This window comes from Photorhabdus luminescens subsp. luminescens (assembly GCF_001083805.1).
Lineage (GTDB): Bacteria > Pseudomonadota > Gammaproteobacteria > Enterobacterales > Enterobacteriaceae > Photorhabdus > Photorhabdus luminescens.
Window position 1 is genome coordinate 1 of the sequence record NZ_JXSK01000006.1, and the last position, 22,472, is coordinate 22,472.

Annotated in this window: 15 protein-coding genes; 10 read left to right on the forward strand and 5 right to left on the reverse strand. The window is 41.5% G+C overall.

Features of this window, described 5'->3' with window-relative positions:
• Window positions 1–286: 286 nt before the first annotated feature.
• A complete protein-coding gene (locus TI10_RS14785) occupies window positions 287–988 on the reverse strand; it encodes a phage tail protein (protein WP_049584189.1) in 702 nt (233 codons plus the stop codon).
• A 927-nt stretch (window positions 989–1,915) separates the two neighbouring features.
• Here TI10_RS14785 and TI10_RS14790 point away from each other — a divergent pair.
• The 5 genes from TI10_RS14790 (at window position 1,916) to tadA (ending at window position 6,444) form a co-directional block, all read left to right on the forward strand.
• Window positions 1,916–3,172, forward strand: coding sequence for a hypothetical protein (locus TI10_RS14790; protein WP_244161608.1), 1,257 nt, complete (start codon window positions 1,916–1,918; stop codon window positions 3,170–3,172).
• A complete protein-coding gene (locus TI10_RS26055; protein ID WP_074525117.1) occupies window positions 3,163–3,522 on the forward strand; it encodes a hypothetical protein in 360 nt (119 codons plus the stop codon). The genes TI10_RS14790 and TI10_RS26055 overlap by 10 nt, the downstream gene beginning before the upstream one ends.
• A 21-nt stretch (window positions 3,523–3,543) precedes the next feature.
• Window positions 3,544–4,560: a hypothetical protein gene (locus TI10_RS14795; protein ID WP_040152451.1), complete on the forward strand. Its 1,017-nt coding sequence runs from the start codon at window positions 3,544–3,546 to the stop codon at window positions 4,558–4,560.
• A gap of 530 nt (window positions 4,561–5,090) precedes the next feature.
• Complete coding sequence (locus TI10_RS26060; RefSeq protein ID WP_244161609.1) at window positions 5,091–5,687, forward strand: gp53-like domain-containing protein; 597 nt, start codon at window positions 5,091–5,093, stop codon at window positions 5,685–5,687.
• Window positions 5,688–5,934: 247 nt separating this feature from the next.
• Window positions 5,935–6,444 carry a tRNA adenosine(34) deaminase TadA gene (gene tadA / locus TI10_RS14805; protein WP_074525118.1) on the forward strand — a complete coding sequence of 170 codons (510 nt, stop codon included), beginning with the start codon at window positions 5,935–5,937 and terminating at the stop codon, window positions 6,442–6,444.
• Window positions 6,445–6,455: 11 nt separating this feature from the next.
• On the opposite strand, the gene TI10_RS14810 is transcribed toward tadA, so the two are convergent.
• Window positions 6,456–8,762 carry an Orn/Lys/Arg family decarboxylase gene (locus TI10_RS14810; protein ID WP_053093454.1) on the reverse strand — a complete coding sequence of 769 codons (2,307 nt, stop codon included), beginning with the start codon at window positions 8,760–8,762 and terminating at the stop codon, window positions 6,456–6,458.
• 129 nt (window positions 8,763–8,891) lie between these two features.
• Entirely contained in the window at window positions 8,892–10,304 is a 1,413-nt protein-coding gene (gene mltF, locus TI10_RS14815; RefSeq protein WP_049584191.1) for a membrane-bound lytic murein transglycosylase MltF, read from the reverse strand.
• 266 nt (window positions 10,305–10,570) lie between these two features.
• On the opposite strand from mltF, the gene purL reads away from it, so the two are divergent.
• On the forward strand, window positions 10,571–14,458 hold the full coding sequence (gene purL, locus TI10_RS14820) for a phosphoribosylformylglycinamidine synthase (protein ID WP_049584192.1): 3,888 nt from the start codon (window positions 10,571–10,573) through the stop codon (window positions 14,456–14,458).
• 345 nt (window positions 14,459–14,803) lie between these two features.
• Here purL and TI10_RS14825 read toward each other — a convergent pair whose 3' ends face one another.
• Both TI10_RS14825 and TI10_RS14830 read right to left on the reverse strand, forming a co-directional pair.
• Entirely contained in the window at window positions 14,804–15,403 is a 600-nt protein-coding gene (locus TI10_RS14825; RefSeq protein WP_049584193.1) for a short chain dehydrogenase, read from the reverse strand.
• 511 nt (window positions 15,404–15,914) lie between these two features.
• Window positions 15,915–16,322: a hypothetical protein gene (locus tag TI10_RS14830; protein ID WP_074525119.1), complete on the reverse strand. Its 408-nt coding sequence runs from the start codon at window positions 16,320–16,322 to the stop codon at window positions 15,915–15,917.
• An 835-nt stretch (window positions 16,323–17,157) separates the two neighbouring features.
• On the opposite strand from TI10_RS14830, the gene TI10_RS14835 reads away from it, so the two are divergent.
• The 4 genes from TI10_RS14835 (at window position 17,158) to TI10_RS14850 (ending at window position 22,466) form a co-directional block, all read left to right on the forward strand.
• Window positions 17,158–18,597, forward strand: a complete 1,440-nt coding sequence (locus TI10_RS14835) for a sensor histidine kinase (RefSeq protein WP_049584195.1) — start codon at window positions 17,158–17,160, stop codon at window positions 18,595–18,597.
• A 3-nt stretch (window positions 18,598–18,600) separates the two neighbouring features.
• Window positions 18,601–19,443, forward strand: coding sequence for a two-component system QseEF-associated lipoprotein QseG (gene qseG / locus TI10_RS14840; RefSeq protein WP_049584197.1), 843 nt, complete (start codon window positions 18,601–18,603; stop codon window positions 19,441–19,443).
• The gene (glrR, locus tag TI10_RS14845) at window positions 19,440–20,777 is read left to right on the forward strand and encodes a two-component system response regulator GlrR (protein ID WP_049584199.1); all 1,338 of its coding nucleotides are present in this window, start codon (window positions 19,440–19,442) and stop codon (window positions 20,775–20,777) included. Before qseG ends, glrR begins: the two co-directional genes overlap by 4 nt.
• Window positions 20,778–20,843: 66 nt before the next feature.
• Window positions 20,844–22,466, forward strand: coding sequence for an NAD+ synthase (locus tag TI10_RS14850; RefSeq protein ID WP_049584200.1), 1,623 nt, complete (start codon window positions 20,844–20,846; stop codon window positions 22,464–22,466).
• Window positions 22,467–22,472 lie beyond the last annotated feature (6 nt).

Here is a 22,472-nt window from a genome sequence, read left to right on the forward strand (position 1 = left end):
GTTATTATATTTGTTTTATGTTATGTTCCATAAGTATAGAGGATATATCCAGTATTAACTTAGTGGTAATATAATCGGGTGTAAACTTGGTCTTCAAATTCTGACTTTCTTCATATTTTTCTTGGCTCATATTATACTTCTCAAGTTAAGTGATAAACTTTATAAATAGCATATGGAATTATTGTGAAAATAATTCCATATCTAATATACTGAATACATGGGGTTTATTGTTTATAATTTTCCGCTAATTTTAATGAAGTAATTGTAGTGGTTTGATTTTATTAAATTAATATCCTACTGCTCTAAAATATGTCAGAACATAAGGTTGGTTGTCATTTATGCCTCTATAACATTTGAACTGCTGTTGATTTTCTACGATTACTGAAAATACGCCTGCTGACTGAGGACCATAACCATAATGAGTTAATGTGACATTAAGACATTGATTTGGAAACGGTATTGGAAAATTATTCAAATATCCACCATAAGAAGCATTACCCATTCCCCACATTTCAATTAAACCTGACGGTAATTTTTGCCAGCCATTCTGAGTTAAATTTGCAGTGAAAGACGACATATTTGGAATCTGATTAATTCTATCATTTATATCGGAGACAAGTTTCTGAGTTGCAGCCAATGTATTACTATTGCCAACCACATTTGTAAGTTGAACAACACCTTTCTGTACTAATGAGGCATCGGGAATTTGTGTTGTAATTTTTTGTTCTAACGCTTTATTTAATTGGATAGTGAGTTTAGCGGTATCGCCATCATCGAGAATATCACTGCCAGATTGTGTCGCGATGAAATTAGCCACAATAGACGCTATTGTTGACGATTGACGTAGTACTTTATTTAATAAATGAGTGGGAACATTATCTGGAGGAAATCCAGAATACAAACTCAGGCTTTCTTCGTATCTTTCTTGGCTCACTACGTTAGCATTACTACTAGTAGAAAAAGCTTTAAAATCATTCTTGGGGCTCATATATTTTCCTCGAGTTAAATGATGTATTTGATGATTTGTACATTGAATTGTTGTAGAAATAGTTTCCTACCATTTATAGTCTAGTTCGTAAAAAGAATAATGAAATACTTTTATAACTCAGAATTCTGACTATTTATGTGTATTATGTGTGGTTGGTAGTAATAAATATTCAATATTTTTTTTGGTCGAAAATATATCAAAGTTATTAATGTCTTATTTCTAAATAAGAATTCAGTAATTTCAGTTTCCGCGTGTTGGTAGTTACTGAGATTGATAACTACAACTTTGTAGAAGTAAACCGGGCTAGGAACTTCTCGGAAAAATTGAGTTTCGCTGGGTTGGATATCAATAAAAGCATACTGATTATAATCCCCAAAGGGAGCGAATCCCCGGGGGCATAGATAACTCTGTGATCGGGGTGAGTGAGCGCAGCCAACAAAGAGGCAACTTGAAAGATAGCGGGTATAATTCATTTTAATGTAACCTATTCAATATATTGAAATTTTCCTCCAAAATCCCTGTTCTTCACCAGAATAAAATATCATTTTTTATAAAAAATAAGTTGATTATTTCTTCCATCTTCTACTCTCCCGCTCATATGTTGAACAGCGAAAAATTTGGTTAATGAATATGCCGGTGAATATGTGCGGTAATCATTTAAGTAGATGAGGCGACATTTATTCAACATAAAACCTTAGCAGAGGATTGTTTTTATTTTTGTCGTGATAATGAAATCACTGATGAACGCGCCATTGGAGGGTTTCTCTATTTACTGATGGAGAGACATATCAATCAGTTTGAGCAAATCCCGCGGGCATGGTTAACCGCACTCAGAGACCCCCAGTGGCCGGGTTATTATCGGATGGAAACATTATTAAAAAGCGAATTGGGTTTTATCCCCGATTAGGTAATTAAAAGGTAATTGATATGGCTGAGCAAACTATTTCATCCCGTGCCGGTGTTGCCTGCATGACATGCGACAACCCGGACCCCTGTATTTATAAAATCAGCGTCACTTTTGGTCAGAATACTCAGATTTGGCCTGAAAAGCCGGCAATTAAGATGAGCCTGATTGATCATGGAAAAGGTCAAAAAGGGACGATACAGATTGAAACTAAATGTAATAATGCGGCTAAACATCATGCGGTGCTAACGGGGGGACAGAAAGAGAAAACGCTAGAATTTAATGCTCCGCAGGAGGTGACATTATTTTATAAAGATCAGTTGGCAGACGCTGAGATTGAAAGTGATTTGGAAAGTGTCTGGTTTTATTTATCTAATCTTGCCAACCCGACAGATATCTACAGTGAACCGCGTTATTATAAGTTAATAACCCAGGGCTGCCTGGATAGTCAACAGTACGCGACGATAGCGGTTTACCCGTCGGTCAGTTTTATGGTTTCGGTTGGATTGAGCTTTGATTTTTCTCATGGAGAACGCACTGTAAAAGAGCGACGTGATGAACAGAAAAAAGCGCGTCAGGCGATGGAAAATGTCAAGCCTAAAAATGGCAATAAACTGCGCAGTGGGTGGACAACCCATACAGACCCATTTTATCTGACCCGACAGACGGCCATTAACGTCGAATATGCTTTAAAGGTTCAGGATATGGATTATTCGGCGAAGTTTGCGGAAATTAATAAGGTGAGGAAAAACCTGCCCAATTTAGAGGCCATCAATCGGGTGGAAAAGTTACTGGGTTATACCAAAGAATACCTGGCCCCCGATCCGGATTCAAAAGGCACCCGCAGTTACCAACTGCTTGAGCTCAAGGTGGACCCCATCAATATTGGACTGGCTTATGCTTATGACCGAACCACTTTGATGGATGACCGTACCCATTTTTTGGGTTTCAGTGCCGCTCCTTTTTTGGGGATGACGGCAAAACTGGATCTTATCCAAATGGGAGCGGCGTATTGCAAGATAGAGCGTGTGGCAGCCAAATTCAGGGAGGCGGTGGCCCGCAGGAATTCAAATGATAAAAACTATTTAGATCTGGAATGTTGCATTATTTTGACATGCAATTTGTCCTTTCAATTGGGTGCCGCTTATAAACAAAAGCAGTGGACTTTTGACGCCGGTAATAAGAATGATTTGAAATTGAGTCTGGAGGGAAAAATGAATGTCGCCTTTAAGACTCATATTATGATAATGGAAGTCGCAATGGGAGCGGCGTGGCTGTAAAAACAGCGGCGGGTTTTGAACTTGATCAACATGATAAAGGGATCGATCTGGCTGGCTACCACAATGGGATTGTTGCGGAATTTGCGGTAGACGTGGATATAAAGAAAAAGAATAAAAAAATGGATAGTACAAAAAACTTATTTAAAGTCAAAAAGAAGTGGGTTATTGCCGATCCATTAAAAGCCAGTGAGTCTCCGTTAAGAATTAATCTGATAGGAGAAGAACGGTCTGTGGTTCGTCCCGAGATTGTTCCAGGCGCTGAAACAGCGTCATGGGAAATGGGTTATGATCCTAACTTTAAACCTAAGATGGATAACCTTCCATTTATTACCGGATTTCCAAGAATGTAAAAACGCATGAAAGGATAAAAAATGAAATTAAAATTGTTATTACTATTGTTAGGAGTGATTGTTATGTCTGATGCTAACGCAAGTGAGCCGCGGTTATATATTCGCAGTTTATTCGATATCCAATATGCCTTTTGTGACATCAAAACCAATGGCGTAACGGGAGTGGATAACCGAGATTCAGCCCTGGAAGGCCGGGGATTTGGTACCTCCAGCACAGCTTCTATGCTATTAATGGCAAATGGTGAAAATGAAGTCAGTCTGGAGTTTGGTGCTCTGGGTTGGTTTTCCTCAGATGCGTTATCAGATAAAGACCGCAATCATTTTAACCCTGAGGCCAAATGTACGCTGGAACTGACGGCTATGCGTGGTAAAAAAAGTGAAGTACTGACGGCAATTGAAGTGGCAATTGATAAAAATGGTCAGCCTGTGGCAACAACACCCGCGAATGAAGCGAAATATGCTGCTATTAGCACACCGGTAGTGCGCCATGTGGTACAGGCTCAAAATATAGAAGATGGGCATGTAGAGAAAAAGTATTTTAATCCGAAAGAATTTCCTCCTAATATGACTTTGTACCGATTTAGCCGTAGTGTAAGAATCAGTGGCTTACCTGATTGGGAATGGGTGAAAGCAACCCCTTACACGGATACACTTGAACAGCGTCAGCAATTGCAACAGGCTTATATGGCGGTCTGGCAGGCTTATAATGCCAAAGATATAAATACTCTTATGGAACAACAAAAAGTTGCGCTCAAAGCTTGGGCTTGGGCTACTAATGAAAGTGAAGAGAGTATTTTTGCTGATCAATCTGCTTACAGTGATATCAACGAAAAAGGTTTCAAAATGAAGCCAATTAATTGGGATGACTATACCGTTAAAATAATGAATCAGGGCAGAATGGTCAGATTGGTGAATAAATCAGATCCAGAAAATTCCCCAATATCCTACTATTATGTTGATGAAGATGGCGATACTATTCTGGCTACCGTCGCACCAATCTTTTCATTAATTAATGGTCGTTTTGTTCAGGTAATTTAATGGGTAGCAATATCGGGTTATTTGGCCCGATATTTTTTCTTGATGGGAAATGCAATAAAAGTCGGTGATATCAGTTCAGCATTGGTTGATTGTAAAGCGACACTGGGATTATGGGGTTGGTTAATATTAAAGTGGGATAGTAATTCCGTTTATCACTGGAAATCCAGAAATGTAATGAAAAAGGGTTAGATAATTTGTTAATTTAACATACATTCATAGATGGTTTTTTATTTTTTGGTTGGGAATAAAACTTTTATTATTTTTCGTGCCGAAGCATCAGTGATATTAAATAAGCCTTTTTATATGCGAAAAATATAGTTAACTCTTAAAATCTTATTTTTAATTAAACTTATGTTCTATCATCATATTGTTTCCTTGTTATTACAATTTTTTAGTGTATTTTCTTTAATAATATAATGGTTAAAATAGATTTATTGATTGTTTGCACGCAGATGTTAGCTTTGTATTTGAAAATTTCTATGTAAGTAAGTTTTTAGTAAATGAAATCTATTATTTTTTAAGGGGAATAAATGAGTAATAAAAATGATTTTAAAGCATTTTCTATTAAAGATGGTGCTAATGTGGTGTCTCAATATTTATATGAAAATAGTCCAGAGTTGCAGACTGGATTTCCCCCAGTAGGTCTTACCACGCATGTATTAAATAAGGCATTACGACAGTCATCGACAATAGCCTCTGTTGTGGCTAATTTTATGTCCACGCAGTGTGGCAAGGATGTTTTGGATAATGGTGATTTGGCAACACTTAATCAGACGTTTACTGATTCATTACAATGCCACATGAATAAACAACTTCCTGGTAATTTATCACCTAATGGTTATCAACAACTGCCGGGTGGATTAATACTTCAATGGGGAAGACATAATTTTACTCCGTTAGCGAGAAACAAGGTTGTTTTACCAACACCTTTTAAGCGTGGTTGTTTGAAGGTTTTTATGTCACCTGTTGGTGATTGGATATTTCCGATGTCAGCAGCGCCTAACGGAACGTTGAATACTTTTGATTCTTGGGTTGCTGCGCGAACAGTTAACGCTTATGGAACTGAAATCAAGTTATCTGCTAATGATACTTATGTATATGGAGATTATTTCGCAATCGGTTTTTAATTAATGTTTTAGAATGAATAATAAGCCGAACTTGTTTCGGCTTATTATTGAAATGGAATATGTTAATGTCATGGAATAGAATGACGTTATATATTTTCCTATTAATTTTTTTGATATTATAGTAATAATGGATATATAAAATTATCTCGAGAGTATATTCCCAATGGATTAATAAGAAAATATATCTGGAAAACAGGTAAAACAAATCGTTATAATTGTCCCTGATGTAATCAAATGAGATACCGCAGTGATTGAGATATATAGTGACGAATATTGGATGCAGCAGGCGATAGAACGAGCAATGAACGCGCAAGAACAGGGGGAAATACCTGTTGGCGCTATATTGGTTGCTGATAATAAAATCGTTGCGGAAGGTTGGAATCAATCTATTATTGCGCATGATCCTACTGCTCATGCTGAAATTATTGCATTGCGCAAAGGGGGAGAGCAGTTACGAAATTATCGTTTGATAAATACCACCTTATACGTCACGCTTGAGCCTTGCACTATGTGCGCTGGCGCCATGATACATAGCCGAATACAGCGGCTGGTTTATGGCGCCAGTGATATGAAAACTGGCGCCGTAGGTTCTTTGGTTGATATATTGCGCCATCCTGGCATGAATCATCAAATTGATATTACCAGCGGCGTGCTTGCTGAGGAATGTTCGACGATGTTGAGCGCTTTTTTCAGACAACGTCGGCAGCAACATAAAGCATTAAAAGCCGCCAGAAAACGGCAGGAAGAAAATCAATAGATATTATTGGTTTACTCTTTTAGTACCCATATATGGTACTCGCCGTTTATCATCTCTGCACCTTCCAGGATTTTTTCAAAGCCTGGGAACTTTTGATTCCATTCACCAATCTGGCGAATATATTGTAATCGGGGCGCATGTTCATCACCAAAACGTTCTCCTGGTAGGATTATTGGTATACCTGGTGGATAAGGAATGACACTAACAGCCGATATGCGCCCTGCCAGTTTATTAAGCGGTATATGTTCAGTACGGCCTGCCATATGATCAAGGTGTGCTTGTCGGGGGAGTTTCACTATCTCAGGTAATTGGCTAAATGATTTCTTTTGCTCAATATCTATTTCATATTCTTTTATATACCCAAATATTTTATCCGAAATATCTTTGAGCCCCATATTTTCATAATATTCAGGGTATTGCTTCGCGAGTTTTGGCAAACATTGTTTAAGTGAAGTATTAGCGTCATAGTGTTTCTTAAAATTCAATAATACATTGATCAACGTTCCCCATTTACCTTTGGTGACGCCGATAGAAAACAGGCAAAGAACAATAAAATCGGTGGTGCGTGCCGGCACAATATCATGCTGGCTGAGATAAGCGGAAAGAATTTCGGCTGGAATGCCATTTTCCAGCAATTCATCATTATCATTCATTCCTGGACATAAAATACCGACTTTTGTTGGATCTAACAGGCACCATTCTTCTGATAGATTGGTAAATCCATGCCATTTATCTCCCTCTTTTAATACCCAACAGGAAGGATCTGTTGCCAATTGTTCTCTGTTTGCTTCATGGAAAGGAATTAATTTACCGCTATCTGCGCTGATAATCTCTCTGGCATTCCAGGGCAAGAAGAACCAATCATCTTTTTGTTTAAATTGATGATGGGTTTTTGCTAATGTCAGACGGAAGTCTACGGCTTCATTGATCGCATTTTGTATCAGTCTTTGTCCCTGCGGGCCATCCATCATGGCCGCGCCAATTTCATTAGTGGCGATCAGCGAATATAGCGGTGAAGTTGTGGAATGCATCATATAAGACTCGTTGAAACGAGAATGTTCAACGGGTTTTTTACCATTGCGGATATGGATATAGGATGATTGTGATAATGCTGCCAGCATTTTATGCGTGGATTGAGTGGCAAATATTGTCGGGCCATGACTGTCAAAATCATTTGGGTCATCACGCATTGAGTGGCGATGTTTATACATAGGGTTAAAACGAGCATAAGCAAACCAGGCTTCATCAAAGTGAATTTGATCAACACTTTTTGCTAGTAAATTTTGTGCTTGTTCTGCGTGATAACATATTCCATCGTAAGTACAGTTGGTCACGACCGCATAAACAGGTTTGCTGTCTATCGCGATTGCTTTTAACGGATGTTCATCAATGATTTGTTGGATATATTCTGGTTGAAATTGATCTCTGGGTATGGGGCCAATAATGCCATAGCGGTTGCGTTGAGGAATAAGATATATGGGCAAAGCCCCAGTCATTATTAAACCTTGTCCAATGGATTTATGGCAATTGCGATCGCATATAACAATCTCTTTCTCGCCAATAATGGCGCCCATGATAATACGGTTAGAACCCGAAGTGCCGTTAAGGACGCAATAACTTTGATGTGCGCCAAAAACCCTTGCTGCATATTCTTCTGACTCTTTAATTGCGCCTGTATGATCTAGCAGCGAGCCAAGTGTTTTTCTTTCTATGCCAATATCACTCCGGAATAAGTTTTCCCCAAAGAAATTAATTAATTCTCTTCCTGCCGCCGTCTTAGTCAGCGCGACACCGCCTTGATGTCCCGGCGCAGTCCAGGAATATTCCGGTGATTCTTGGGTATATTGCAGTAATGCACGCGTGAAAGGCGGTAATAATTGGGCATAATATTTCTTAATGAGCGAACTGGCGCGAGAGGCAATAAATCCAGCCGTGTCTTCAAGCATCCAGACGAATTCATCTGCCAATCCCATGACTTCAAGCGTCAGCGTGTCGATGCTGGAATATTCCGCGGTCAACAATACCGGAATGGTTGTATTGTGTTTGCGTATTTCTTTCAGTAATTCTAGGACTTGTTTATGAGATTCATAGTTATTATCTCCTGAAGTCCAATCAACAAAAATACAGCATAGTGAGGAATCAGAACAAACTGTGGCTATGCCGTCTTGAAATGTCGCAGCCAGGATAACAGCGAAATTGTTCTTTTTTAATGCTTCTATTAACTCTGTAAAGGCACGACCATTCGCCGTCGTCGAGCTAAATACATGGCTGCTGACGACCATAATTTTATTTTGTTCGTTAATATCTAAATTAATCATAATTTATCCTCTGGGAGAGATAGTGTTATGATGAATTTAATATGGTTAGTTGGATTAGCTGTCAAACATAATATAACTGAGGATATATAATGGCTGTAATTGACTCCTTAGAGCCTTATATTTGTTTACTTATTTTGGTTGGTTTTCTTGGGAAATTAATTTTTTCCGGTTTTCTTTGGCCTGTAAATATCCGACTAAACTGAGCTGATAACGGCGAATATTTTCAATATAGCGATAAGCTTCATGTCCACGGGCATAGCCATAGGTGGTATTTGTATAATATTTTTTCTGGCTTAATAGCGGGAGCCGTTTTTTGACGTCGAGCCAACTATCAGGATTTCCTTTCTGTGATGCCGTCAGCTTGCGGGCATCTAACATATGTCCATAACCCATATTGTAAGCAGCCAGTGCGAACCAGATACGCTCATCTTTAGGAATATTTTCAGGTAATCGTTTCATTAGATTTTGCAGATAGATCGCGCCTCCCTTAATACTCTCCTCTGGATCAAGGCGATCAACAACGCCTAACCCTTTAGCTGTCTGGCTGGTTAACATCATCAGGCCGCGTACACCCGTGGGCGAGGTTGCCTGTGGGTCCCAATGAGACTCTTGCCAGGCAATGGCAGCAAGTAGTTGCCAACTGATATCACCAGAATATTTTTCAAATAGCGGCCTATAAGTCGGCAGAATATTATTGATGGCGCTTAAAAAAGAGAGTGTATCGAAATAATCAAATGAGTTGACGTGACCAAAGTATTTCTCCTCTAATCGTGGCATGACATTTTTTTCCGTTAGCTGGCTGAAAAAATCCAGCATGGCAGCATAAAGGCTGTAGTCGTCAATGCGTTTTAAATACCATGTCAGCGGGTTATCTTCGCTAACGTCAAAAGCAACGGCCAGATTAGGGTGAGTACGTTGTTGTAACGCGATATTAATCGAGTCGCCTAACGTATAATCAAGTTTACCTTCTGATACCTGTTCCAGTAGTTCGCGAGTGTTATATTGCTGTGTCTCCTTCCATTCGAGCTCAGGGAAATCTGTATTTAGCTTTTTCAATGTGCTGGCATGAGCAGAACCAGAAGCGACTAGCAGTTTACCTTTTAAGTCTTTAAAAGAGCGAGGGCGTGGAGTTCCTTTGCGATAAATCAGTTGTTGAGAGACAGAATAGTAAGCTGGACCTGCGCGGGTTTGAGCCAATCTTTCTTGATGATAGGTCAAACCGGCGGCCAGAAAATCAGCTTCACCCTTTTCCAGGTCATCGAATAACTGATTGATATTTTTTCTGAATTTAATTTCCAATTTGACGCCAAGATAATCAGCAAAGCGTTGTGCCAGCTCGTAATCAAATCCATTGGGTTCTTTCTTACTGGTAAGGTGAATCAGAGGTGAGCTAATGGTACTAATCCGTAGCTCTCCTCTGGCCATGATCCTGTTGATCTGCTCCTGTTGTTTATTCGGCCAACTGATGTTCAGACTGATGATGGCGGCAGAAAAAAGAGCGATAACAATGATAACGAAATAATTTATTTTTATATTATTCAAACGGTTATCTCTGTATGACGCGGTATGGCACTATGTGGAAACGCGCTATATTGTTATGGTTAAATTTCCAGTGATTGGGTATTTTGCGGAACAAAAACTGGCTGTGCAACTTAATTGATACTATTTTCATGACTTAGCCATAGGATAATTGGCTGTAATAATCGTCACGCAAACGGTTTCGTCATGGGTGACAATCCTCTATAATGGGCTCATTTCCCCTTAGACATCTATTAAGCTTTGCTTCTAAGATGAGAGAATTGATTACTATGAAAATTCTACGTGGCTCACCTGTTTTATCTGCATTTCGTATCGCTAAACTCCTTTCTGTGTGTCAAGAACAGCAACTTCCGGTCAATGATATTTATGCGGAATATGTTCATTTCGCAGAAATTAATGCACCTTTGAGTGATGTTGATTCAGCAAAGTTACAACAATTATTAAAATATGGACCTTCGCTGGCTGAACATGAACCCCAAGGTACATTGCTGTTAGTGACGCCTCGGCCGGGAACGATTTCTCCGTGGTCTTCCAAAGCAACGGATATTGCTCACAATTGCGGCCTGTCCCAGGTTGTGCGTCTGGAGCGCGGCGTGGCTTATTACATCCAAAGTGGTGAAATGAGTGATGCACAGTGGCAAATATTGTCATCATTGCTGCATGATCGGATGATGGAAACGGTCTTTACTCAATTGGAACAGGCGGAAAAATTGTTTTCTCATCAACAACCGGTTCCGTTAAAACGCATTGATATTCTGCAAGCAGGACGCGGTGCGTTAGAAACTGCCAATATTGAACTTGGATTGGCGCTGGCCTCGGATGAGATTGATTATCTGATGGACGCTTTCCAGAAATTAGGGCGTAATCCAACAGATGTTGAGCTTTATATGTTTGCTCAGGCTAATTCAGAACATTGCCGTCATAAAATCTTTAATGCTGATTGGATTATTGATGGTCAAGCACAGCCAAAATCATTGTTTAAAATGATTAAAAACACCTACGAGCAGACACCTGATTATGTCCTGTCAGCCTATAAAGATAACGCCGCAGTGATGGAAGGATCTGCTGTTGGCCGTTTCTTTGCCAGTGCGGAAAACGGTTCATATGACTACCATCAGGAGCAGGCCCATATTCTGATGAAAGTTGAAACCCATAATCACCCGACGGCGATTTCGCCTTGGCCGGGAGCATCGACGGGTTCGGGTGGTGAAATCCGCGATGAAGGGGCGACCGGTCGTGGCGCTAAACCTAAAGCGGGTCTGGTGGGATTTTCAGTATCTAATCTGCGGATACCGGGTTTTGAGCAGCCGTGGGAAGAGGATTTCGGTAAACCGGAGCGTATCGTCAGTGCCTTGGATATCATGATGGAAGGCCCTTTAGGCGGCGCGGCATTTAATAATGAATTTGGCCGTCCGGCGTTGTTGGGTTATTTCCGTACCTATGAAGAAAAAGTAAACAGTCATAACGGCAGCGAATTACGGGGTTATCACAAACCCATTATGCTGGCGGGTGGGATAGGTAATATTCGTGATGAACATGTCAAAAAAGGTGAAATTTCCGTTGGCGCAAAACTAATTGTGCTTGGCGGCCCGTCCATGAACATTGGCTTGGGTGGCGGGGCCGCATCTTCTATGGCATCGGGGCAATCTGACGCGGATCTGGATTTTGCTTCGGTTCAACGGGATAACCCGGAAATGGAGCGCCGTTGTCAAGAGGTTATCGATCGCTGTTGGCAGTTAGGCGAAAACAACCCGATTCTGTTTATTCATGATGTGGGTGCGGGTGGGCTTTCCAATGCGATGCCTGAGTTGGTCAGTGATGGTGGTCGCGGCGGACGATTTGAGTTACGTAAAATTCTCAATGATGAACCGGGGATGAGTCCGCTGGAAGTTTGGTGTAATGAATCACAAGAGCGTTATGTGCTGGCTGTCGCGCCGGAACAACTTCCGTTGTTTGAAGAGATTTGTCGGCGTGAGCGTGCGCCTTATGCCATTATCGGCGAGGCAACAGAGGAACGTCATTTACTGCTTAATGATGAACATTTTGATAACCAGCCAATTGATATGCCTCTGGATGTACTGCTTGGTAAAACGCCAAAAATGTTGCGTAATGTCAATACATTAAAAGCAAGGGGGGAAAGCCTTGAGCGCCGGGATATCGATCTGGCGGAAGCTGTGAAACGCATTATGCATTTGCCGGCGGTGGCAGAAAAAACCTTCCTGATCACGATAGGCGATCGCTCTGTCACTGGCATGGTTGCTCGCGATCAAATGGTTGGTCCGTGGCAGATCCCGGTTGCGGACTGTGCTGTTACCACTGCCAGCCTTGATAGCTACTATGGCGAAGCAATGTCTATGGGTGAACGTGCGCCGGTCGCGCTACTGGATTTTGCTGCCTCCGCTCGTATGGCGGTTGGTGAAGCCCTGACCAATATCGCTTCTGCTTATATCCAGGATTTGAAACGCGTTAAACTTTCAGCTAACTGGATGTCTGCTGCGGGTCATCCTGGCGAGGATGCTGGTTTGTATGCGGCGGTTAAAGCGGTGGGTGAGGAGTTGTGCCCTGCGTTAGGGCTGACTATTCCGGTGGGTAAAGACTCCATGTCGATGAAAACCCGTTGGCATGACCAAGGCGAGGAGCGTGAAATGACGGCGCCTTTGTCACTGGTGATTACCGCTTTTGCCAGAGTGGAAGATGTCCGCCGTACCGTCACGCCGGAGCTTTCCACCGATGAAGATAATGTGTTGTTATTAATCGATCTGGGGCAAGGAAAGAACGCATTGGGCGGTACCGCATTGGCGCAAGTTTACCGTCAACTGGGTAATAAAACCGCAGATGTACGTAGTGCTGAGCAATTGGCTGGTTTCTTCAATGCGATTCAGCAACTGATTTCGGAACAAAAATTACTGGCTTATCACGACCGCTCTGATGGTGGTTTACTGGTAACCTTGGCTGAAATGGCTTTTGCCGGGCATTGTGGCATTGAAGCTGATATCAGCGTGTTTGATGAAGATATTCTGGCTGCGCTCTTTACCGAAGAGTTGGGCGCGGTGGTTCAGATTCGAGCATCGGATAGAGGATTTGTTGAAAGCGTTTTGGCACAACATGGTCTGGCTGATTGCGTGCATTATCTGGGTAAAGCCAAAGCAGGTGATGATTTTGTGATCTTTAGCGGCAACACTGAAGTTTATCGTCAGAATCGCAGTACTTTGCGTTTATGGTGGGCAGAAACCACATGGCAAATGCAGCGTCTGCGCGATAACCCGGAGTGTGCAGATCAAGAACATCAGGCTAAACAAGATAATCAGGACCCTGGACTGAATGTAAAACTGACCTTTGATATTTCAGAAGATATTGCAGCGCCTTACATTTTGCAGCAGGTAAGGCCGAAGGTGGCTGTACTGCGTGAACAGGGTGTTAACTCCCATGTTGAAATGGCCGCGGCGTTCCACCGAGCAGGTTTTGAGGCGATTGATGTTCATATGAGTGATTTGTTGTCTGGACGTATTGGATTAAGCCAATTCCAGACACTGGTTGCTTGTGGTGGCTTCTCGTATGGTGACGTATTGGGGGCAGGTGAAGGTTGGGCGAAATCAATTCTGTTCAATGAGCGTGTTCGTGATGAATTTGCCGCTTTCTTTGCACGACCTGATACCTTGGCGCTTGGTGTTTGTAATGGTTGCCAGATGATGTCTAACTTGCGGGAGTTGATCCCAGGGGCGGAACATTGGCCGCGTTTTGTCCGTAACCGTTCAGAACGATTTGAAGCACGATTCAGTTTGGTGGAAATTACGGACAGCCCATCACTGTTCTTGCAAGATATGGTGGGTTCTCGTATACCGATTGCGGTTTCTCATGGGGAAGGGCAAGTGGAATTCCGTGATAGACAGCATCTTGAGATGCTTGAAAGCAACCAATTAGTGGCGCTGCGTTATGTGAATAACTATGGTCAGGTCACGGAAAACTATCCAGCTAACCCAAATGGTTCAGTGAATGGCATTACCGCAGTGACTAGCCTTGATGGCCGAGCAACCGTGATGATGCCGCATCCAGAAAGGGTATCCCGTACGGTGAATAACTCTTGGCATCCAAATGAATGGAGCGAAGATGGCCCGTGGCTGAGAGTTTTCCGTAATGCTCGTAAGCAGTTAGGGTAATCAGGTTGTTTTTTTAGGCGATAGTATAGATTGGCTTCATTGAGATTCTTTATTTCGTAATTGATATAAGATCACAATTGAAGCCATTTTTTTATTTGTTTTAGCATTCCATCCAGAGGTATAAACGGCTATGTTTGGATGGCCTGGTGATATACCCGTCATCTTTCAAGTTGCCTCTTTGTTGGCTGCACTCACTCACCCCGGTCATATAGTTTGCTATGCTCCCGGGGATTCGCTCCCTTGCCGTCGCGATGCATCTTGAAATCCATTGGGTATATAATAATGAGTTGAAGAAGGCCATGTGTAGCAGAATGATGAAACGTTATTTATATTCTTTTTTCTAAATTAATAAACTTCGTAGTTTTGTCCGGTTTGAGCTCCGTCGATACTTTTCCTAAAAGCAAGAGCTACACGGCTTGCAGGAACAGCGTTAAAACCTGGGAAAAACTCACCGTATTTATCCAATGATTCCTGTAAGACATTAGGGCTAACGCTGTTTATGCGTATTCCCCTTGGCATTTCAATTGCGGCACATTTTACAAATGCCTTGATACCACCATTTGCCATAGCTGCTGATGCTCCTTGTAGGATAGGATCGTCCATTATAATTCCAGTTGTTAAAGTAAAACTTCCGCCATCGTTAATATAGTCCATCCCTAGCAGTACCAAGTTAATTTGGCCTTTAAGTTTACTGTTTATTCCTATTTCGTTTAACTCTGGAGTTAATTCTGCAATTGATCCAAAATGTGCGCTACCTGTTGCGCTGACTACGGCATCAACTTTTCCAATTTTCTCATACATACGCTTAATGCTATCAACGGAAGTGATATCAACTACAACATCTAAACCATTCCTTCCAGCACGAATAATTTCGTGATTTTTTTCTAATTCTTCCGAGATTGCTTTTCCTATTGTACCGCTTGCTCCAATAACAATAACTTTCATTTCTATTTACCCTTTCCAAATTAATAAAAATATCGTTGCATAGTGAATATTACTCATAACTCGATATAGGTGGAAGCCTCCAATAATGCTAGAACATAAAATTAAATTTACAACTCGAATAGTTTAATCAGGCAATAGTGTAAGGTGGAATTTGTATTAAATAAGCTTAATTCGGATGTTTTTAAGACATTTTTGGGGCATTTTTAAGATGTTTTTTAAATAGTATTCATAAAAATATAGTCTAAATTGAGTGTATATTATACATTCTAGTGTTATTTTTATCTAAAAAATGTTAAAAAATAGAATTTTTTAATGATAATTTAAGTTTGAGTATATTTTTTATGGAACGCCAAAATACATTGTCAGAAATTTATAGCATCTAAATGAATGGAACGAAGATGGTCCGTGGCCGCGAATTTTCCGTAATGCTCGTAAGTAGTTAGGGTAATTAAGTGGTTTTTTAACAAAATCTGTGGAATTCTCCCTCCTAGATACTAGAAAATAATATTTCCTAATTCTTCTCAACTGAAAACAAAATAGTACGCTCTGTGTCATTTTGTTTTATATTTATGAAAATATTACCTTTATGCCAATAATCATCTTTATTTTTTAGGAATCCTATATTTTCAATGTAGTTTATTAGTTCTATTTTACGATTTGGATTGACATTAGAAAATACAATTTCATTAATCATTGGTTTTGTTCCATCTGGTGAGTCGTAATAAATAATATAATCACTCGAAATAAATGGCATCCTTTTAATTTCATCAAAAGTAAATATGTTATATTTAATAAAGTCATTTTTCGTATATGAAAAGTTAACATTCACAAATAAAATAGGGATAATTGAAATTACCCCAAAGCAAACCAATATGATGAATGTTCTCTTTAGAAAATTATTCAATTTCAATGCCAACATCTCTTTCTATACCTATGTTATATCTTTAAAGTGTATTAGATGACACAATTCGTCCTGATTTTATATCCTTTTCAGCAAAAGAGAGTAGGCATAGATGGTACATCATTGGCTGATAAAGGCCAGATATATAGGCCAGTGACATGATATTAGTGTTGGTGATTAAGATGTGAAAATTTTGGCTCGGTAAATTGTCACAAATTTAACTCTGTTTTTCATTGTCTCAATTACCCGACAAACACGCGTTATAGATGTCTCAAAAAGGAGACACTTAATTGTTTGATTTTAATCTATTTTTATTTTCATGATTTTAGGTGTCTTTAATTGGCGACAAAAAATAAATTTTACTCATACCGGAAAATAAGCTGTTTGGTTGCTAAAACGTTACGTTTAATTTTTTCTATAGTAAAAACAGCTAGTTATAATTAAATTTTTAATATTGGCATAGAATCTGCATTAAGCTGGCACAGTTGCTCATTCAACTTCTTATGTCGGCCCACATTAGGTGGAGAAATGCCACATAAACTATCGAATGATGCCAAAGTAAGGTGCCTACCGTCCAACTCAGTGATATCGCTTTCGAGCCTTATCAAACATCGGGCGACACGTGGAGTGAGGCACCACCTATGCCTGACTGTAGATAAACAACAGGCATAAGTATCCTCACTGGCGGGATAGTAGCAAAAACTGTTATCCCGCCGTCATCGCTCAGGTGTTTACCTGCCCCTTTGTACTGTTTGCATCTAAACTGATTTTCAGTCACAGCAGAATTTATCAGCCGATGGGTTTTTCTATCCGCCCTTTGTCGGTTAGCATTGGTGTACTGACAGGTTACGAGATGATTTCCTTGAAAAAATGGCGTTTATTTCCGCGCTCATTGCGCCAATTAGTTGTCATGGCCTTCTGGCTGGTGTTATTGCCGTTGTTGGTTTTGGCTTATCAGGCTTATCAGAGTCTTGATCAACTCAGTGAGCAAGCGGCTGATATAAACCGTACCACGCTGGCGGATGCCCGCCGCAGTGAGGCTATGACAGGTATTGCGTTGGAGATGGAGCGCAGTTACCGCCAATATTGCGTGTTAGGGGATAAGACGTTGGAAAACCTCTACCAAAGGCAATATGGGCAATATTCTAAAATGCTGAAAGATCAGATGGCTATACTTGATGATCAAAAATATATTAAGACGCTTAACAGTTTATTATCGCAATTGACAAAGATCACTTGTCTTAATAGTGAACCTACTCAAGCTGCCGCTCAATTACTGGAACAATTCTCCAATGCTAATAGCCAGATGGTACAGGCTACCCGTGATATTATTTTCAGCCGGGGAGAACAGCTACAGAGAGATATCGCTGAGAAAGGGCAGTTTTTTGGCTGGCAGAGTCTTATTTTATTCCTACTGAGTGCGTTATTGGTCGCGTTATTTACTCGCATGATTATCGGGCCGGTTAAAGGGATTGAACGTATGATTAACCGATTGGGAGAAGGGCAATCATTAGGCGTGCGTATAGATTCTTTTAAGGGGCCGCGAGAACTCCGTTCTTTAGCGCAGCGGATTATCTGGCTTAGTGAACGTTTAGCCTGGCTGGAATCACAGCGTCATGAGTTTTTACGTCATATTTCCCATGAACTGAAAACACCGCTGGCAAGTATGCGAGAAGGGACAGAATTACTGGCTGATGAAGTGGCAGGGCCATTAACGGCCGATCAGCAAGAAGTGGTTGCTATTCTTGATAATAGTAGTAAACATTTACAGCAATTGATCGAGCAATTACTGGATTATAACCGTAAACTGGCGGATGGCCCGACGGAGCAACGGCAGGTTTCTCTGCGGGAAATTGTTAATGAAGTGGTTTTATCCCACAGCTTACCTGCGAGATCGAAGAATATTCGGACGGAAACTCAGCTTGATGCTGATATTTTATGGGCAGAGCCTACTCTATTAATGCGGGTTATCGATAATCTCTACTCTAATGCGGTGCACTATGGCGCCGAATCCGGTAACATCTGGGTTTCAAGTCGTCAGGTTGGCAAATATGTTCAGATTAATGTTGCTAATACAGGTACGCCAATTCCTGAATCAGAACGCAGTATGATTTTTGAACCGTTCTATCAAGGAACGCTCCAGCGTAAAGGTGCAGTGAAAGGCAGCGGTCTTGGGTTAAGTATTGCGCAAGATTGTATTAAGCGTATGGGGGGCGAACTGATATTAATTCAGAGCGAATTTGCTGACGTATGTTTTCGTATTAAATTGCCATTAGCTGCTGAGAATGAATAAATAATGCATAACAGGTCTACTTACCGTTTTGTACAAAAGACGGATCGGCAGAATATTGCAGTACAACCTGGGAAAAACGTGTTGGTTGCCAGATTGTTATTACCACGAGTTTCAGTTTGGGGTTTTAGCATGATATTGTTGATCTTCGTCGCTTTCTTATTGGCGGGTTGCGTCAAAAATCCGGTTAATAATAATTTAGCGGCAGTGACGCAAATGGTAATACCAGAGCAACAGATAACGGATTACCGCATTGCAGAGTGTGAGTTAATGTGGGATTTAGAGACGTCGTCGTCGATTGAGAATGCGCTTTACTGGTTGCGATTGATGAGCTGTTCAGATCGCCTGACATCAGCGAAAGCACGTAATATGGCGAAATACACGCTTCCGGTTACTTGGGATATGGCGTTTAAACAAAGTATCTTGCTTAACAGTGCCGGGCCTACGTTGTCTGAGCGTCGGAAAATAGTTGAAAATCTCAACAAATACCGGTTGAAATTCCCAGATTCATTGCGGTCGTTATTACAATTATGGCGCGAACGGCAGGTGCAGCAAATTGCCGTGGCTGAGGAGCGGGCAAGATTCCAAAAATTACAGGCAGATACGGATAATAAACTTGATCGTCTGCGTGAAAGTCGCGCGCGGTTGGAATTTGAGCTACAAGAAACTTCTCGTAAACTGGAAAACCTGACAGATATTGAGCGTCAGCTCTCTTCCCGTAAGCAAAATCAGGGAAGTACTGGATCAGGCAATTCAGATAAACATGTTGAAACGCCAGAGACGACATTACCTAACAAAAACAGTACGCCAAACAATACCTCTGAATCAGATAAAGGAGCAGCACCATGACAGCGCGTAAGCCGGCCCATCTTCTTCTGGTTGATGACGATCCTGGTTTGTTGAAATTGTTGGGAATGCGTCTTACCAGTGAAGGTTTTCGTGTCACAACCGCAGAAAGTGGCGGTGAAGCGTTGAAACTGTTAACTAAAGAAAAAATCGATTTGGTGATCAGCGACCTGCGTATGGATGAAATGGATGGTATGGCGCTGTTCGCTGAAATCCAGAAGCAACAACCGGGCATGCCGGTTATTATTCTGACTGCTCATGGTTCAATTCCTGAGGCCGTGGCGGCCACTCAACAGGGGGTCTTTAGTTTTCTGACTAAACCGGTTGATCGGGATGCGCTTTATAAAGCGATTGATGGCGCATTGGCGTTAACCACGCCCGCCAGTGATGAACAGTGGCGGGAGCAGATAGTTACCCGCAGTCCTGTTATGTTGCGTTTGTTGGAGCAGGCGCGAATGGTCGCGCAATCTGATGTAAGCGTGCTGATAAACGGTCAGAGTGGTACCGGGAAAGAAGTGTTAGCCCAGGCAATTCACCGCGCCAGTCCACGGGCGAAAAAACCGTTTACCGCGATTAACTGTGGTGCTTTGCCGGAACAACTCCTTGAATCAGAACTGTTTGGTCATGCCAAAGGGGCATTTACCGGCGCGGTCAGTAGCCGTGAAGGGCTATTCCTTACTGCACAAGGGGGAACGCTGTTTCTTGATGAAATCGGTGATATGCCGCTGGCTTTGCAGGTTAAGTTATTGCGGGTATTGCAGGAACGTAAAATACGCCCGCTCGGAAGTAACCGCGATCTGGATATTGATGTACGGATTATCTCCGCGACTCACCGTGATTTACCGAAGGCAATGGCAAAAAATGAATTTCGCGAAGATCTCTATTACCGCTTAAATGTGGTGAACTTGAAAATTCCAGCTTTGAATGGCCGGGTTGAAGATATTCCTTTATTGGCGAATCATCTATTGCGTGAATCAGCGAAACGTCACAAACCTTTTGTCCGTAGTTTCTCCGTTGATGCCATGAAATGCCTGATGGCGGCAAGTTGGCCTGGCAATGTGCGTCAGCTTGTTAATGTGATCGAACAGTGTGTGGCGCTAACTACCGCGCCGGTTATTAGTGAAGCCTTGGTTATGCAGGCGCTGGAAGGGGAAAATACAGCGTTACCCACGTTTGTAGAAGCCAGAAATCAGTTTGAATTGAATTATCTGCGTAAATTACTGCAAATGACCAAAGGTAATGTGACCCATGCTGCGCGTATGGCGGGACGTAACCGGACTGAATTTTATAAATTACTGGCGCGTCATGAATTAGATGCGAATGATTTTAAAGAATAACTTCTCTGCTGCTCAGGAAGTTTTTACACTGGTATAAAGATTGGTGGTTTGGGAGAGCCAAATTGTATGAGCCGTACTCTTAATATTGCCCTTGCACAGCTTAATTGGATGATTGGCGACATTGAAGGCAACTGTGAACGTATGTTGCAGACAGTACAGGAACAACAGCAACAAGGTGCTGATTTGGTGATGTTTTCTGAACTGGCGCTATCCGGTTATTCTCCAGAAGATCTATTATTCCGGGCTGATTTTCATCAGCGCTGCCGTGAGCAATTAGCGCGTTTACAGGCGGCCAGTTGTCAAACGGCTATTTTAGTTGGTCATCCTTGGGAGCAGGACGGGGAGATTTACAACGCGCTTTCCTTATTCTGGCAAGGGAAAATTTTGGCCCGTTATTTCAAACAACGGTTGCCAAATTATGGTGTTTTTGATGAAAAACGCTATTTTAAAGCGGGCGATCAAAGCTGTGTTGTGCCATTTAAGGGCTACAATCTCGGCTTATTAATTTGTGAAGATTTATGGTTTGATGAACCGATTGATGCCTTAAAACAGGCTGGCGCAGACTTAATTCTTTCTATTAATGCTTCTCCCTATAATCGTGAAAAACCTTATATTCGTTATGAACTGATTAGAGAACATTGCCAACGTACAGATTTACCTATGATTTATCTTAATCAGGTTGGTGGTCAGGATGAGCTGATTTTCGATGGCTGTTCTAAAGTTTTTAATACAAATGGTGAAGTGACTCATCGGTTAGCCGCATTTAATGAACAAATCCAACAATGCCGCTTTAATGAATTAAAGATTGAACCTATGGTTAATCCGGCGCCTGAATTACCGCCATTGCAGCAGGTATATCAGGCATTAGTCCTTTCAGTGCATGATTACGTGCGCAAAAATGGTTTTCAAGGCGTGCTGTTGGGCTTATCCGGGGGGATTGACTCTGGCTTAACGTTGGCAATTGCTGTTGATGCATTGGGTAAAGATCATGTTCAGGCTGTTATGATGCCATTTCGCTATACATCTGAAATGAGTATAGAAGATGCTAAAGAACAAGCTGACATGTTGGGTGTTGAGTTTAATGTCGTGTCGATCGAACCGATGTTTGATGCATTTATGGCACAATTCGAACCTCTATTTGCGGGTACGGTCAAAGACACCACCGAAGAGAATTTACAGGCGCGTTGTCGTGCCGTTATTCTGATGGCGATGTCTAATAAACGCCATCGTCTGGTGCTGACGACCAGTAATAAGAGTGAATCAGCGGTGGGATATTCCACATTATATGGTGATATGGCGGGTGGTTTTAATGCGCTGAAAGATGTACCGAAAACATTGGTATTTGAATTAGCAAAATATCGTAATACCGTTTCGCCGGCGATACCTCAACGAGTCATTGATCGTCCGCCATCGGCAGAACTGGCGCCTGGGCAGCTTGATCAGGATAGTTTACCGCCTTATGACATTCTGGATGATATTCTGGAAGGTTATGTAGAACAGGATAAGTCGGTTGATGAGCTGGCGGCGGCGGGGTTTGATGAGCAGATTGTACGTAAAGTTGTTCGTTTGGTTGATATCAACGAATATAAACGTCGTCAGGCTCCGGTGGGTCCGCGTATTACGCACCGTAATTTTGGTAAAGACAGACGTTACCCGATTACCTCTGGTTTCGGCCGTAAAAATTGGTAACAACAG

Coding starts and splice junctions, on each gene's coding strand:
- TI10_RS14785 (WP_049584189.1), bottom strand. CDS start 988: ATGAGCCCCAAGAATGATTTTAAAGCTTTTTCTACTAGTAGTAATGCT.
- TI10_RS14790 (WP_244161608.1), top strand. CDS start 1,916: ATGGCTGAGCAAACTATTTCATCCCGTGCCGGTGTTGCCTGCATGACA.
- TI10_RS14795 (WP_040152451.1), top strand. CDS start 3,544: ATGAAATTAAAATTGTTATTACTATTGTTAGGAGTGATTGTTATGTCT.
- TI10_RS26060 (WP_244161609.1), top strand. CDS start 5,091: ATGAGTAATAAAAATGATTTTAAAGCATTTTCTATTAAAGATGGTGCT.
- TI10_RS14810 (WP_053093454.1), bottom strand. CDS start 8,762: ATGATTAATTTAGATATTAACGAACAAAATAAAATTATGGTCGTCAGC.
- purL (WP_049584192.1), top strand. CDS start 10,571: ATGAAAATTCTACGTGGCTCACCTGTTTTATCTGCATTTCGTATCGCT.
- TI10_RS14825 (WP_049584193.1), bottom strand. CDS start 15,403: ATGAAAGTTATTGTTATTGGAGCAAGCGGTACAATAGGAAAAGCAATC.
- TI10_RS14830 (WP_074525119.1), bottom strand. CDS start 16,322: ATGTTGGCATTGAAATTGAATAATTTTCTAAAGAGAACATTCATCATA.
- TI10_RS14835 (WP_049584195.1), top strand. CDS start 17,158: ATGATTTCCTTGAAAAAATGGCGTTTATTTCCGCGCTCATTGCGCCAA.
- qseG (WP_049584197.1), top strand. CDS start 18,601: ATGCATAACAGGTCTACTTACCGTTTTGTACAAAAGACGGATCGGCAG.
- glrR (WP_049584199.1), top strand. CDS start 19,440: ATGACAGCGCGTAAGCCGGCCCATCTTCTTCTGGTTGATGACGATCCT.
- TI10_RS14850 (WP_049584200.1), top strand. CDS start 20,844: ATGAGCCGTACTCTTAATATTGCCCTTGCACAGCTTAATTGGATGATT.